Origin of the sequence: Micromonospora sp. NPDC048986, assembly GCF_040649335.1 — a bacterium.
Classification (GTDB): domain Bacteria; phylum Actinomycetota; class Actinomycetes; order Mycobacteriales; family Micromonosporaceae; genus Micromonospora; species Micromonospora alfalfae.
Map to the genome: position 1 here is coordinate 88510 of NZ_JBEZFJ010000013.1, position 13659 is coordinate 102168.

At 72.5% G+C, this 13659-nt stretch carries 14 protein-coding genes; 4 read left to right on the forward strand and 10 right to left on the reverse strand.

Annotated features, from left to right (window positions below):
• Window positions 1–80 precede the first annotated feature (80 nt).
• The 5 genes from AB0B94_RS24810 to AB0B94_RS24830 form a co-directional block, all read right to left on the reverse strand.
• A complete protein-coding gene (locus AB0B94_RS24810) occupies window positions 81–977 on the reverse strand; it encodes a septum formation family protein (protein WP_357284857.1) in 897 nt (298 codons plus the stop codon).
• Window positions 978–1073: 96 nt separating this feature from the next.
• Window positions 1074–1502, reverse strand: a complete 429-nt coding sequence (gene panD, locus AB0B94_RS24815) for an aspartate 1-decarboxylase (protein WP_357284862.1) — start codon at window positions 1500–1502, stop codon at window positions 1074–1076.
• A 45-nt stretch (window positions 1503–1547) separates the two neighbouring features.
• Window positions 1548–2396 carry a pantoate--beta-alanine ligase gene (gene panC / locus AB0B94_RS24820; protein WP_357284866.1) on the reverse strand — a complete coding sequence of 283 codons (849 nt, stop codon included), beginning with the start codon at window positions 2394–2396 and terminating at the stop codon, window positions 1548–1550.
• Window positions 2397–2451: 55 nt separating this feature from the next.
• The gene (locus tag AB0B94_RS24825) at window positions 2452–3426 is read right to left on the reverse strand and encodes a Rossmann-like and DUF2520 domain-containing protein (protein ID WP_357284869.1); all 975 of its coding nucleotides are present in this window, start codon (window positions 3424–3426) and stop codon (window positions 2452–2454) included.
• A 111-nt stretch (window positions 3427–3537) separates the two neighbouring features.
• The gene (locus tag AB0B94_RS24830; protein ID WP_357284872.1) at window positions 3538–4113 is read right to left on the reverse strand and encodes a TetR family transcriptional regulator; all 576 of its coding nucleotides are present in this window, start codon (window positions 4111–4113) and stop codon (window positions 3538–3540) included.
• Window positions 4114–4231: 118 nt separating this feature from the next.
• Here AB0B94_RS24830 and AB0B94_RS24835 point away from each other — a divergent pair, with 118 nt between their 5' ends.
• From AB0B94_RS24835 to AB0B94_RS24845, 3 genes are all read left to right on the forward strand, one after another.
• Window positions 4232–5143, forward strand: coding sequence for an SDR family oxidoreductase (locus AB0B94_RS24835; RefSeq protein WP_357284875.1), 912 nt, complete (start codon window positions 4232–4234; stop codon window positions 5141–5143).
• 67 nt (window positions 5144–5210) lie between these two features.
• Window positions 5211–6407, forward strand: a complete 1197-nt coding sequence (locus AB0B94_RS24840) for an SAM-dependent methyltransferase (RefSeq protein ID WP_357284878.1) — start codon at window positions 5211–5213, stop codon at window positions 6405–6407.
• On the forward strand, window positions 6404–7591 hold the full coding sequence (locus AB0B94_RS24845; RefSeq protein WP_357284881.1) for an NADH-quinone oxidoreductase subunit D: 1188 nt from the start codon (window positions 6404–6406) through the stop codon (window positions 7589–7591). Before AB0B94_RS24840 ends, AB0B94_RS24845 begins: the two co-directional genes overlap by 4 nt.
• Window positions 7592–7610: 19 nt before the next feature.
• Here the strand turns inward: AB0B94_RS24845 and AB0B94_RS24850 are convergent, their stop codons facing one another.
• The 4 genes from AB0B94_RS24850 to AB0B94_RS24865 form a co-directional block, all read right to left on the reverse strand.
• Window positions 7611–9311: a hypothetical protein gene (locus AB0B94_RS24850; protein WP_357284884.1), complete on the reverse strand. Its 1701-nt coding sequence runs from the start codon at window positions 9309–9311 to the stop codon at window positions 7611–7613.
• 110 nt (window positions 9312–9421) lie between these two features.
• Window positions 9422–10426, reverse strand: coding sequence for a glycine betaine ABC transporter substrate-binding protein (locus AB0B94_RS24855; protein ID WP_357284887.1), 1005 nt, complete (start codon window positions 10424–10426; stop codon window positions 9422–9424).
• 200 nt (window positions 10427–10626) lie between these two features.
• A complete protein-coding gene (locus AB0B94_RS24860; protein ID WP_210780819.1) occupies window positions 10627–11367 on the reverse strand; it encodes an ABC transporter permease in 741 nt (246 codons plus the stop codon).
• Window positions 11364–12050: an ABC transporter permease gene (locus tag AB0B94_RS24865; RefSeq protein WP_091403225.1), complete on the reverse strand. Its 687-nt coding sequence runs from the start codon at window positions 12048–12050 to the stop codon at window positions 11364–11366. Before AB0B94_RS24865 ends, AB0B94_RS24860 begins: the two co-directional genes overlap by 4 nt.
• A 29-nt stretch (window positions 12051–12079) precedes the next feature.
• Between AB0B94_RS24865 and AB0B94_RS24870 the strand changes: the two genes are divergently transcribed.
• Complete coding sequence (locus AB0B94_RS24870) at window positions 12080–13057, forward strand: ATP-binding cassette domain-containing protein (protein ID WP_357284891.1); 978 nt, start codon at window positions 12080–12082, stop codon at window positions 13055–13057.
• A gap of 51 nt (window positions 13058–13108) precedes the next feature.
• Here the strand turns inward: AB0B94_RS24870 and AB0B94_RS24875 are convergent, their stop codons facing one another.
• Entirely contained in the window at window positions 13109–13612 is a 504-nt protein-coding gene (locus AB0B94_RS24875) for a hypothetical protein (protein WP_238667315.1), read from the reverse strand.
• Between the last annotated feature and the right edge of the window lie 47 nt (window positions 13613–13659).

The window sequence follows — 13659 nt, forward strand, 5'->3', positions numbered from 1 at the left end:
CCGGGGCGGCGGGGGCGGGACGAGTGTTTTGGGCGACCCCGTCCGGCGCGCTCCGCGCCGCGCCGACAGTCAGGCAGTGGTCACTTCGTCCGGACCGGCAGACCAGCCGGGCCCGCGCCCTTCAACGAGGCGGTCACCGTACGGTCGCTGAGCCACAGGTAGCAGCGGACGCCCCGATCACCGACCCTCCAGCGCCCCGCACCCGGCGGACGGACCACCACACCGCTGCGGAAGCGCAGCGTGGCGTCGTCAGGTACGCCCGCGTACCGGGCCAGGACGCTACGACAACCCGTGTAGAGCGGCAGCCAGTCGGCGTCCCGGGTCGGGTACGCCAGGTCCGGTGCGCGCCACACCCCGACGAACTCGGCGTTGTGCTGTTTGCCGCACTCCACCGGGGTCAGCGTCTGCACACCCCGGCCGGCGCCACCGCGGGTCTGCTGGCAGCCCAGGCGCAGCCCGGTGGGCCCCTTCAACGCGTCCCGCAGACTGCCCGACCGGACCACAACTATGGCCGCCGCCTCGACGGTGGTCAGTTCGGTGAGGTCGCAGCGGAACCACCGGGAACCCGCCGCCCACCCCGGCCCGTTGGGCAGCGCCACTGACAGCCGCAGCCGACCGGACCGCCAGTCGTCACCCACGTAGCCGGTCGCCCGGGTGTCGCACTCGGCGAACGCACCCCGCAGCTCGGCCGAACCACCCGCCGGAGCGGCCGTCCGCTCGGCCGGGAACACCCCGACGTGCACGGTCTCCAAACGGTGCGGCCCGGCGCAGTCCACCGGCTCATAGTTGGCCAGGCTGACCAGATCGGTGAAGTCGGCGGCGTGACACACACCGGCGGCCGGGGTGAACGCCGACGGCGCCGGCAACGCCGCCCAGTCGTCGGTCAGATCACCGTCCAGGCCGCCGGACCCGGCGCAGCCCACCAGCAGCACTGCCGTCACGGCGGCGGCGAAGACTGTCGTCATGGCACGGCTCATCGCGGCCTCCCCCAGCCACCGACCGGCTTCCGCCAGCGTGCCCAGGGTAACCGGAAATGACCTTCTGGTGACAGACCGGAATCGTGGTACGCGGGATCAGACTCCGGACACGGCCAACGGGCTGGGCACCGGGCCACCGGCGGTGCCGGGCGCCGCCGCGGCCGGGTCGGTACCCAACTCGATCACCCGGTTGTCGGCGTCGACGTGCACGACCCGTGGCCGGTACGAGCGCGCCTCGGCGTCGTCCATCTGCCCGTACGAGATCAGGATGACCAGGTCACCCGGATGCACAAGGTGCGCGGCGGCGCCGTTGATGCCGATCACGCCGCTGCCCCGCTCGCCCGGGATCACGTACGTCTCCAGCCGGGCGCCATTGGTGATGTCCACGATCGCCACCTGCTCGCCGGGGAGTAGGTCGGCGGCGTCGAGCAGATCCTCGTCCACGGTCACCGAACCGACGTAGTGCAGGTCGGCCTGGGTCACAGTGGCTCGGTGGATCTTCGACTTGAGCATGGTCCGCAACATCGCAGTGGCCTTTCGCGGGTATCGGTGGAGGGTGGTACGGCCGGGTCAGGGGCGCGGAGCGAGGTGGATCGCCGCGTTGTCGATCAACCGGGTGGCGCCCACCCAGGCGGCGATCACCAGCCGAGCCGGCCCAGCCACCGGCCCCGGTTCCAACTCGGGATCGGTGAGCACCAGGTAGTCGAGGCGGGCACCGGGCGTACCGGCGCCGAACGCGGCGTGCGCCGCGGTCAGCACCGCGCCCGCGTCCAGGCCGTCGTCGGCGGCTTGCGCGCCGGCCCGCAGCGCCGCGGACAGACTCAGCGCGGCGGCCCGCTCCGGCTCACTCAGGTAACGGTTGCGGCTGGAGAGGGCCAGCCCATCCGGCTCCCGGACGGTCGGCACACCGACCACCTCGACCGGCACGTCCAGGTCGCGGGTCATCCGCCGGACCAGGGTGAGCTGCTGGTAGTCCTTCTCCCCGAAGAACGCCAGGTCCGGCCGGGTGAGCTGGAGCAGCTTCAGCACCACGGTGAGCACCCCGTGAAAGAAGCCGGGGCGGCTCGCCCCCTCCAGCTCGGCGCCGAGCTGGCCCGGATCGAGGCGTACGCGGGGCTGCCCCTCCGGGTACATGTCCGCCACCGACGGGGCGAAGACCAGATCGGCGCCAGCCCGCCGGCACACCTCCAGGTCGGCGTCGAGGGTGCGCGGGTACCTGTCGAAGTCCTCGTTCGGCCCGAACTGCAACGGGTTCACGAAGACCGTAACCACCACGTGGTCGGCCTGTTCCCGGGCCGCCCGCAGCAACGTCTCGTGCCCGGAGTGCAGCGCACCCATCGTCATCACCACCCCGACGGTGCCCTTCAGCCCGGCCCGGGCCTCGGCCAACTCGGCGCGCGTGTGCACCACCTGGGTCACCGCGACACCTCGGTTCGTGATCGCGGGGCTCGCAAGATCGGCTCACTCCTCATGCTCACGCGGCCACCTCCCGACCACTGTCGGCCAGTACGCCGAGCAGCGACTGCGCGTCCACCGGCCGCAGCCGGCCGGCGGCGATCGCCCGGTCGGCGGTACGACGGGCCAACGCCAGGTACGCGGGGACGGATTCCGGTGCGGTGGCCGCCAACCGGGCCAGGTGCCGCTGCACGGTGCCCGCGTCGCCGCGGGAGACCGGCCCGGTCAACGCGTCGTCGCCGAGCCGCAGCGCGTTCTCCAGGGCGGCCCGCAGCAGCGGGGCGAGGACCTTCTCCGGCCGGGACACCCCGGCGTCCCGCAACCGGTCGGTCGCCTCGTTGACCAGGGTCACCAGGTGGTTCGCGCCGTGGGCCAGCGCGGCGTGGTAGAGCGGACGATCCGACTCGGCCACCCACTCGGGCACGCCACCGAGGTCGGCTACCAGCCGGGCAGCCAGCGGGCGCAACTCGGCCGCGGCGGTCACCCCGTACGAGATGCCGTCCAGCCGGGCCAGGTCGTCCGGCGTACCGGTGAAGGTCATCGCGGGGTGCAGGGCGAGCGGCCGGGCGCCGGCCGCGACGGCCGGACCCAACACGGAAAGGCCGTGCGCTCCAGAGGTGTGCGCGACGATCTGACCCGGGTGCAGCGCGCCCTGCTCGGCGAGGTCGGTCACCACACCGGCCAGCCTGTCGTCCGGTACCGCGATCAGCAGCAGGTCGGCGGCGGCGTCGGCCACGGCGGTGACCGGGCGGCGAGGCACCTCGGGCAACAGCAGGGCGAGGCGGGCGCGGCTGGCTCCGGAGCTGCCGGAGACGGCAACCACCCGGTGCCCGGCGGCGGCGAGCGCGGCACCCAGCACGGCGCCGACCCGACCGGCGCCAACGACACCGACGGTGAGCAGACGGGAGGTGGCGCGGGCGCCGGGAACGGCGCTATCCCACGAGGCGGCGGGCCCGGGTGGGCCGGCCGGACGCGGGCGCAACGGTGCGCTCATGACGACGATCCAGTCCTCGAGAAGGGGTACCGGTCGATCGCAAGTATGCGCCCGGCCCGCCGAACCGGGACAAGCATGTGTGAAAACCTTCACCACCGACGAGACGGCTCGTCAGGGCGTTTCGGGCGGGGCCGACGTGATGGCGCGTAGCTCGGCGGCCACCTCGGCGATCAGGTCGCTGAGCGGGGCGTCGCTGTCGGGCGCGACCCAGCGGGCGTACGCGACCCGGAAGACCGTGGCACCCGACTCGGTGGCCAGGGTGGCAGTGGTCTCGTCGAGGCCCCTGGCGCGTAGGGCGGCGGTGACGGCGGCCACCAGTGAGCCCGTCTTGCGCAGTTCACGCTCCTGTAGCTCCGGGCTGCTCTCGATGATGGTCTGCCGTGCTCGGACCAGCTCCAGGCGGTTGGCGAAGATCTCCTCCGCCACCAGGCGGAAGGCGGCGACCACCGCCTCGAAAGGGCCGGCGTCGGTCTCGGTCACCGAGCGGACCAGGAGTTCCTCCAGGTGCCCGTTGCCGCTGAAGAGCGCCTCGCGCTTGTCGCCGAAGAGCCGGTAGAAGGTGCGTTTGTCGAGGCCGGCACGGGCGGCGATGTCCGCGACAGTGGTCTGTTCGAAGCCGCGCTCGCGGAACAACTCGAAGGCGGCCGCCTCCAGGCGGCCGCGTGCGTCAGGTTGCCAGCGAGCCATCCGGCGATGGTATCCGACGTCACACCGCGACATTAATTCGTTGCGCATGTCGCGGTGTGACATCACGCGAGCTACGGTTATGTCGCAAGGTGACATCGGCACTCACGAAGGAACCACAATGCGCGTATTCGTCACTGGCGCCTCCGGCCACCTCGGCTCCGCGGTCGTCCCGGAACTGCTCTCCGCCGGGCACCAGGTCGTCGGCCTCGCCCGCTCCGACACCTCCGCCGCCGCCATCGAGAAGCTCGGCGCTCAGGCGCACCGCGGCGACCTGTCCGACCTCGATGTGCTCCGGAACGAGGCAGCCGCCGCCGACGGAGTCATCCACCTGGCGTTCCGCCACGACCTCATGATCAACGGCGATCTGGCCGGCGCCGCCAAAACTGACCTGGACGCCCTCACGGCACTCGCCGACGGACTGGCCGGCTCCGGCAAGCCACTGGTCGGCACCGGCGGAACCGCCATGCTCGTGATGGGCGGCATCGCCGGCCGCCCCGGCACCGAACTCGACACCTTCCCGTCCGGCGGCTACCGGATCGACGCGGAGAACTTCGTGGCCGGCCTCGCCTCCCGCGACGTGCGCTCCTCGATCGTCCGGCTCGCGCCCACTGTGCACAGTTCACTCGACCACTACGGCTTCATCACCGCCATCATCGCCGCGGCCCGCCGCGAGGGGTACGCCGCCTACGTCGGCGACGGCAGCAACCGGTGGCCGGCCGTACACACGCTCGACGCGGCAGTGCTCTACCGACTCGCCCTCGAAAAGGCCCCAGCCGGTACGCGCCTGCACGGAGCCGCCGACGAGGGCGTTCCCTTCCAGCAGATCGCGGCAGCCATCGGCGACAACCTCGGCATCCCGGTCCGAAGCATCAGCGCCGCCGAGGCCAACGAGCACTTCGGCTTCCTCGGATCGTTCGCACAGATGGACAACCCCACATCGTCCGCCATCACCCGCGAACTGCTGGGCTGGGCTCCGACCCACCCCGGCCTGATCGCGGACCTGCACGAAGGGCACTACTTCCGAGCCTGAACCACGACGCCGCCCGGCGGTGACCGTAGGGTCGGCACGGCTACCCATGCTGAACCTGAGGAGAACGATGTCGATCCGGTGGCGGGACGCGATGAGCCACGCCCTCTACGGGCCGGACGGCTTCTTCGTGGCCGGCAGCGGGCCGGCCGATCACTTCCGGACCAGCGTGCACGCCTCCCCGGCGTTCGCCACCGGGCTGCTGCGCCTGATCTCGGACGTGGACTCCGCTCTCGGCCACCCGGCGCGGCTCGACGTGGTCGACGTCGGGGCTGGGCGAGGGGAGTTGCTGAGTTCTCTCGCCGGGGGCGCGGCGGGGGTTTCCGCCCGTCCGCTGGCTTCCGAGCCGTCGTCAGGCACCGCCCGTCCGTCGCTCGCGGAACGCATCCGCTTCACAGCAGTCGAGTACGCCGACCGCCCCGAGAACCTGCCCGAAGAAATCAACTGGGTGTCTGAGATCCCCGACGAGATCACCGGATTGTTGATCGCTACCGAATGGCTGGACAACGTCCCACTCGACGTGGCGGTGCACACCGCCGAGGGCTGGCGATATGTGTTGGTCGACCCCGACAGCGGCGTGGAGACGGTTGGCGAGTTGGTCAAAGCTGCTGATCTTGATTGGCTGACCACCTGGTGGCCTGCTCCCGCGAGCCCGCGCGGCGCGGACCGTGACCTGACCGGTGGTTCAACCTCTACTGATTCGACCAGCGGAAGCGAATCGGGTTTCGGGGCAGCCCGGCCGGCGCAGGGATCAAGCCTGACCGCCCGGAGCCGGCCGGGCTGCCCCGAAACCCCCCACAGCGACCACCGAGCGGAGATCGGCAGACCGAGGGACGAAGCCTGGGCGAACGCGGTCCGGAAGATCAGCCGAGGGCTGGCGTTGGCAGTCGACTACGGGCACCTGAGCGGCGACCGACCCGTGGACGGGACGTTGACCGGGTATCGGGGTGGGCGGCAGGTGCCCCCGGTGCCCGACGGGTCGAGTGACGTCACAGCGCACGTGGCAATGGACTCGGTCGCCTCCGCCGGTGCGGCGGTCGCCCGGTGCGCGTACTCCCTGGTCCCGCAGCGGGAGGCGCTGCGGGCGCTCGGGGCCGACGGCGGACGACCGCCGCTCAGCCTGGCCGGCACCGACCCGGTCGGCTACGTGCGGGCGCTGGCCGCCGCGTCGGCGGTGGCCGAGCTGACCGACCCGGCCGGGCTCGGCGGGCACTGGTGGTTGCGCCAGCCGGTCGGCATCCCGCTCGGGCCGGCCGTGGCACGATGACGGGCATGACCACCGACGCCGGGGCCCTCCGTGAACTGACCGTCGGCACCGGGGCCGGGCTGATCGCCGGCACCGGTGATCAGCAGCTCGGCACCGACATGGTGCTGAACATCGGCCCGCAGCACCCCTCCACCCACGGTGTGCTGCGGTTGAAGCTGGTGCTCGACGGCGAACGGGTGGTCGCCTGCGAACCGATCGTCGGTTACATGCACCGGGGCGCGGAGAAGCTCTTCGAGGTGCGTGACTACCGGCAGATCATCGTGCTGGCCAACCGGCACGACTGGCTCTCGGCGTTCTCCAACGAGCTGGGCGTGGTGCTCGCCGTGGAACGCCTGATGGGCATGGAGGTGCCGGAGCGGGCCACCTGGCTGCGGATGGCCCTCGCGGAGCTGAACCGGGTGCTCAACCACCTGATGTTCCTCGGCTCGTACCCGTTGGAGATCGGGGCGATCACACCGATCTTCTACGCCTTCCGGGAACGCGAGACCATCCAGGCGGTGATGGAGGAGGTCTCCGGCGGCCGGATCCACTACATGTTCAACCGGGTGGGTGGCCTCAAGGAAGAGGTGCCGTACGGGTGGACCGGGCGGGCCCGCGCGGCCATCGGCGAGGTACGCCGCCGGTTGCCCGACCTGGACCACCTGATCCGGCGTAACGAGATCTTCCTGGCCCGCACCGTCGGCGTGGGCGTGCTGTCCGCAGCGGACGCCGCCGCGTTCGGCGCGTCCGGCCCGGTCGCCAGGGCCTCGGGGCTCGACCTGGACCTGCGCCGCGACGACCCCTACCTGGCCTACGACGAGCTGGACGTTCCGGTGGTCACCAAGACCGCCGGCGACTGCCACGCCCGCTTCGAGGTGCTGCTCGACCAGGTGTACGCGTCACTGGACCTCGCCGAGCAGTGCCTCGACCGGGTGGACCGGCTGACCGGGCCGATCAACACCCGGCTGCCGAAGGTGCTCAAGGCGCCGGAGGGGCACACGTACGCCTGGACGGAGAACCCGCTCGGCATCAACGGCTACTACCTGGTGTCGCGGGGTGAGAAGACGCCGTGGCGGTTGAAGCTGCGCACCGCCTCGTACGCGAACGTGCAGGCGTTGGCCACCCTGCTCCCCGGCTGCCTGGTCCCGGATCTGATCGCGATCCTCGGCTCGATGTTCTTCGTGGTCGGCGACATCGACAAGTAAACCCGGGCCGCCTGACCGGTCACCGCCAGCGGTCGGTGGGTGGCGCGCCGCCGGCACGCGGTACGTCGTCCTGCGGCGGGTAGCCGTAGCGCTCGTCGACCCGCCGCCGGCCGGTGCGTTCCGGCGCGGGTTCCGCCTGGTGGCCGCGTTGGCGCGGTGGACGCCACTCGTCCGGCACCGGCACCCCGCCCACCGGCAGCGCGGGCCTTCCCGGCTCGGCCCGCCGACCACCGTCGTGGCGGCGCGGTTCTCCATACCGGCCGGCGTCCTCGTAGCGGCCGGCGTCCTCGTGACGGCGCGGCTCCTCGTAGCGGCCGGCGTCCTCGTGGCGGGCGGCGTCCTCGTGACGGCGCGGCTCCTCGTAGCGGGCGGCGTCCTCGTGACGGCGCGGCTCCTCGTGGCGGACGGCGGCCCAGCGGTCGGCCACCCGGTACTCGGTGCCGGTGGCGTCGGTGTGCACCTCGGCCCGACGTTCGCCGACCCGCAACTCGCGACCGTTCTCGTCGTCGCGGACGGCGGCCCACCGGTCACCGGCCCGCAGCTGCGACCAGTACTCGCCGGTGTCGTCGGCCCGCAGCGGCGGCCCGGGCTGCGGTGCCGGAGCGCGCTGCTCCGACCAGCCCCGATCGTCCGGGCTGTCCCAGGATTCCGTCGCCGGCCGCTCCGGGGTGCGGTGTGACCGGGCCGCCGGAGCGGGCTCGTCGGGCTGGGCGTAGGCGTCGCGCCGATCGGTCCACTCCGGTTCGTCGCGGCGGCCCGTCCAGCCCGGCTCGTCGCCGTACCCGGCCCTGGGGTGCGGCTCCGGCTCGCTCCGCGCCCGGCCGGACGGGCGCGGGGGCTGATCGGCGTCGCCGCCCCGGGTCCACTCCTGCGCGGGAGAGGTCCACTGACCGGCGTACCCACCGCCGTAGCGACCGGGCGGCTCGGCCGGGCCGCCGTCGACCACTGTGTGCCGGGTGGTGACGTGCACGGTCTCGGTGTGTCGGACCACGCCACCCGACCGGTGCGCCGCCTCGGGGCGGTCGTGCTCCCGGGGGCGGGCTGAGCCGTACGCGGTGCCGGCCGACCGTTCCCCGCCGTACATCCCGGCGGCGGCCGGCGGCTCGGGGGTTTCCCGGGCGTACGCCGGCTCGGGGGTCTCCCGGGCGTACGCCGGCTCGTCGTCCTGGTGCTCGGGACGCCCCCACCGGGGCGCGTCGTCGGGGCCGGACACCCGGGCGCGGCCGGCCAGCGCGTCGCCCCGGTTACGGGCCACCGGTGTGTCGTCCACCGGCGGCTCGACGGCAGCCACCCGCGCCCGTCCGGCACCCGCCTGCTCGACCGCGGGTGCGGCACCGGCGAGGGCGGCGCCACTGGCGTCGAGACGGCGGCGCACCGCGGCGATCCCCTCCTGGGCCCGCTGGGCCTGGTCGAGCGCCTGGTTACCGCGCTGGGCGGCGGCCACGATCTCGCCGCGCAACTCCCGGCGCAGCTCCTCGATCTCGTCCAGCAACTCGTCGGTCCGCGCCGAGGCGGATTCGCCGTCGGGACGCAACGCGATGGAGAGGCCGATCAGCACCACAGCGAGGATGGCGAGCACCGCGGCGAACCGCAACGGGCCGTTGCCGTCGGCCACCAGCAGGATCAGCGCCGCCACCGGCGCGAGAGCGACGCCGGCCCAGAAGAGCATGGTCAGCAGCGGTGGTTGACGCCGGGCGTCGGAGGTGGCCGGGGCTGGCATGGATGTGCAGCCTACCCACGATATCCACCGGAGGGAACGGGGTCCCCGGGACGCGCGGACGCCCCCGCCCGGTCGGGGGCGAGGGCGTCCGCAGCAGGTGCGGAAAGCGCTCAGCTGGTGGCGAAGGCGCCGTCCGAGGAGAAGATGAGACCCACGCTGATCGAGCCGTCGCGCAGCCCGCTCTTGGTCAGCGGCCCGCCCTGGTCGAGGGAGGAGAACTTGCCGACCGACAGGCCGTAGGTCTTCTCCAGGCCCGGCTTGCAGAACGGACGCTGCTCGCACTCCGGCGGGCCACCCAGCACAGTCGCGCTGCCGGAGCACTTCGCCGCCAGCTCGGAGAGGGTCCGCACGCCGTACTTGTCGGCGAAGGCCTGGGTCACCGCGAAGGCGTTCTGGTCCTGTGCGGCGGCCGGGGTGCCGAAGGTGAGGCCGGCCTTGTCGCCCTCGGCCTTCAGCGCGGTCACCGTCGTGTTGATGTCCGGCGAGGAGACCGGCTGGGCGTTCTGCCCGTTGGCCTTGGTGTTGAGGAACTCGGCCATTGTCGCCGCGTACTCCGGGACGACCTGGATCTCGCCCTTTTCCAGGGCCGGCGCGTAGAGCTCCCGGTTGCCGATCTGCTGCACCTTGACCTGGTAGCCGGCGGCGGTGAGCGCGATCCGGTACAGCTCGCCCAGGATCTGACTCTCGGCGAAGTTGCCGGCACCCACAGTGATGCTGCCGCCCGGGCCCTTGGCGATGCCCGCGGTGAGGTTGTTGGCGCTGGCGAACTCCTCGGCCGCCACCTTGGGGGTCTTGCGGTCCTCGTTGACGGCCTTGTTGAGCTGGATCAGCTTCGGAGTGTCGAGCGTGGCGGAGACCTTGTCCAGTGCGGCGATCAGCTGCGGGTTGGCCGCCTTGCTGTTGACCGCGGGAATGACGTTGTCGGAGTTCTGGAGCTTCTTGTCGTCCTGCAGAGCGATGAGCTGCTGGCCGGCGACCGGGGCGCACCCGGCGCCGGAGGCGCTCGTCTGTGGTGCGTCGGTGCCGGACGAGCCGGCGTCACCGCAGCCGGTGAGGAGTGCTGCCCCGGCGACGGCGCTGACCGCCCCGATCGCCAGACGTGTACGTGCGCGCATGTGCCCGCCTTCCGTGTCCCGGCGCGGCCCGTCCCGGGCCGGCCGCGTGTCCGACGGGCGATCCTGACTGTCGGCCGCCCGCGAATGTCCACCCAACATGCTCCGGAACCGACCGACAACTTGGGATGGACTTCGTCACCCCATCGTCACCGATTTGACGGGCGTGGGTCGCCAGCTCGACGCGGGCTCACCCGGACGGGTCAGGCGCTGCCGGTGGCGTCGGCGGCCCGGGGCCGCCCGAGGCGCTGCCGCCCGCGCCGCAGCGGCTTGGGGGTGACAAGCCGTTCGACGCCGCCGAGGACCACCTCGGCCAACAACGCGAGCCCGGCCACCAGCACACCACCGGCGACGATCTGTCCGCCGCCGGCCGCGATACCGATGCCGAAGCCGGTCCGGATGATCTGGCCCAGGCCGCCGCCGTTGACGAAGGAGGCCAGCGCCGCCGTCGCGATCACCTGGACCGCCGCGGTACGGAACCCGGCGGCCAGGTAGGGCACCGCGAGCGGCAACTCCACGCGGCGCAGCAGTTGCCCGCCGGACAGGCCCATCCCCCGGGCCGCGTCGCGGGCCTCCGGGTCCACCTGGCGCACCCCGGTGTACGCGTTGGCCAGCAGCGGCGGCACGGCGAAGACAGCCAGTGCCACCACCACAGGTGTCTTCCCGAAGCCGCTGGCGAAGACGACCGGGAGGATGGTCAGCAGCGCCAGGGTGGGGATGGCCAGGGTGGCGTTGGAGATCAGCACCACGAGGCCGCCACCTCGACCGAGGTGCCCCAACCAGAGCCCGAGCGGCCAGGCCACCAGGCAGCCGAGCGCCACCGCCAGGGCCGAGATCGTCAGGTGCTCGCCGAGCCGGTCCAGCATGCCGCCGGGGTTGGTCCAGTTCAGTGGGTCGTTGATCCAGGTGATGGCCTGCCCGATCGGGTTTTCCGCCACGGTCACCGTGCCCTCCGGGTGGACCAGGGAGTCACCAGTCGGGCGACCAGGATGAGCAGCAGGTCGAGCACGACGGCGAGCGCCACGCAGAGCAGTGCGGCCGTCATGATCTCGGCCTTGTAGAGGTTGTTCTGAAAGCCCGCGAAGATCAACTGCCCGAGCCCGCCGTGCCCGACCAGCACCCCGACAGTGACCAACGCCACCGTCGAGACGGTCGCCAGCCGTACACCGGTCACGATGCCCGGCAGCGCCAGCGGCAGGTCGATCCGGAACAGCCGCCTCCAGCGACCGTAACCCATGCCCTCGGCGGCCTCCCGAACCTCCGGAGGCACCTGGTTGAGACCGGCCACCACGTTGCGCACTATCAGCAGCAGCGCGTAGAGGACCAGCCCGACCAGCACAGTGGTCGCACCGGTGCCCAGGTAGGGGGCGATGAACGCGAAGAGCGCCAACGACGGGATCGTGTAGACCACCCCGCTCACGGCGAGGATCGGACCGGCAAGCGGACGGACCCAGTACGCCAGCACGGACAACGGCAGGGCGATCAGCACCGCGATCAGCACCGCTCGCCCGGTGAGGGAGGCGTGTTCGCGCACCGCGGCGAGGATCGTGTCAGAGTTGTCCCGCACGTACTGCCAGGAGAACCAGGGGTTACCCGGGTCGGCCCGGTAGCTCAGGCGGAAGGACATACGTGGACGTTACCCCGGAGGCTGCCGGCGTGGCCCAATCCCCTCGCGCGGCGTCGATCTCCCTGGAGGGCATCCAGAAGCGCTACCCGAACGGCACTGAAGCTGTCCGGGACCTCAGCCTGGAGGTCCGGGCCGGCGAACTGGTCGTGCTGATCGGCCCGTCCGGCTGCGGCAAGTCGACGGTGCTGCGGATGATCAATCGCTTGATCGAACCGACCGCAGGTCGCATCACGCTCGGCGACGAGGACGTCACGAACGTCGACCCGGTGCGACTGCGCCGTCGAATCGGGTACGTGATCCAGAACGTCGGTCTCTTTCCACACCAGACCGTGCGGGCCAACGTGGCCACCGTGCCGGGCCTGCTCCGCTGGCCCAAGGGCCAGACCCGGGCCCGGGTCGACGAGCTGCTCGACCTGGTCGGACTGGACCCGGCGGAGTTCGGCGGTCGCTACCCGCACGAGCTGTCGGGTGGCCAGCGGCAGCGGGTCGGGGTGGCCCGGGCGCTCGCCGCCGACCCGGTGGTGCTGCTGATGGACGAGCCGTTCTCGGCCGTCGACCCGATCGTCCGGGCCCGCCTCCAGGAGGAGTTCCTGCGCCTCCAGGCCGAGGTACGCAAGACGATCGTGCTGGTCACCCACGACCTCGACGAGGCCGTCCGACTCGGTGACCGGATCGCGGTCCTCTCCGAGGGCGGGCACCTGGAGCAGTACGACACCCCGGCCGCGCTGCTCGGCGCGCCCGCCACCGCGTTCGTACGCGAGTTCGTCGGCGCCGACCGGGGCATCCGCCGGTTGGCGGTCACCCCGCTCGACCGGGCGGCGCTGGAGCCGGTGCCCGAGGACGCCGCACCGGACCTGCCCACCGTCGCTGTGGACGGCTCGGCGTACGACGCGTTGGCGGTCCTGCTCACCTCGGGCCGGGACCGGCTCCTCGTGACCGACGCCGGCCGGCCGGTGGGCGCGCTGAGCCGACAGCGTCTGCTCGACCTCGGCCGCCCGAGCAGCTGACCCCCGATCGGGGCAGGCACGACCGTCGCGCCTGCCCCCGCCTCGGCCGGGTCAGGCGCGACCGCCGAGGCTGGCGATGCCGATGATCCACCCGGTGAGGAAGCCGTAGCCGGCACCGGTGCTGGCGTCCTGCAGTGCCCCCAGGAGCGACGGCGCCGGGCCGAGCAGCGCCGCCAGCACTGCGGCCAGCCCGCCAGCCAGCACGTACGCGGCCCAGCCGGAGAAGAACTGGCTGACCGGGCCGGGCACCCGCGCGACCTGGGCGGCCGGCAACAGGTAGAGCAGCGCCACAGCGAGGACCACCAGCAGCACGGCGCGCAGGTCGGCGGCGAACAACCCGCCGGCCTGCCCGTCCGCGTCGAGCCGCCAGGCCGGCCAGGCGAGCAGGCGCGCGTAGAAGGCCCCGGCCGACTCCGGGTCGGTGAGGGTGACGGCCCAGCCGGTGTACGCCGGACTGCCGCAGATGCCGACCAGCAGCAACACGGCGAGCGCGCCGGTGCCGGCGGCCGTGCCGTAGCGACTGACCGGGCCGGACCGGTTGACGAGCGACGCGATCCGCCCAGGCCCCGAACCGGTGGCTCGGCTGGACCTGAGCTGTCCCG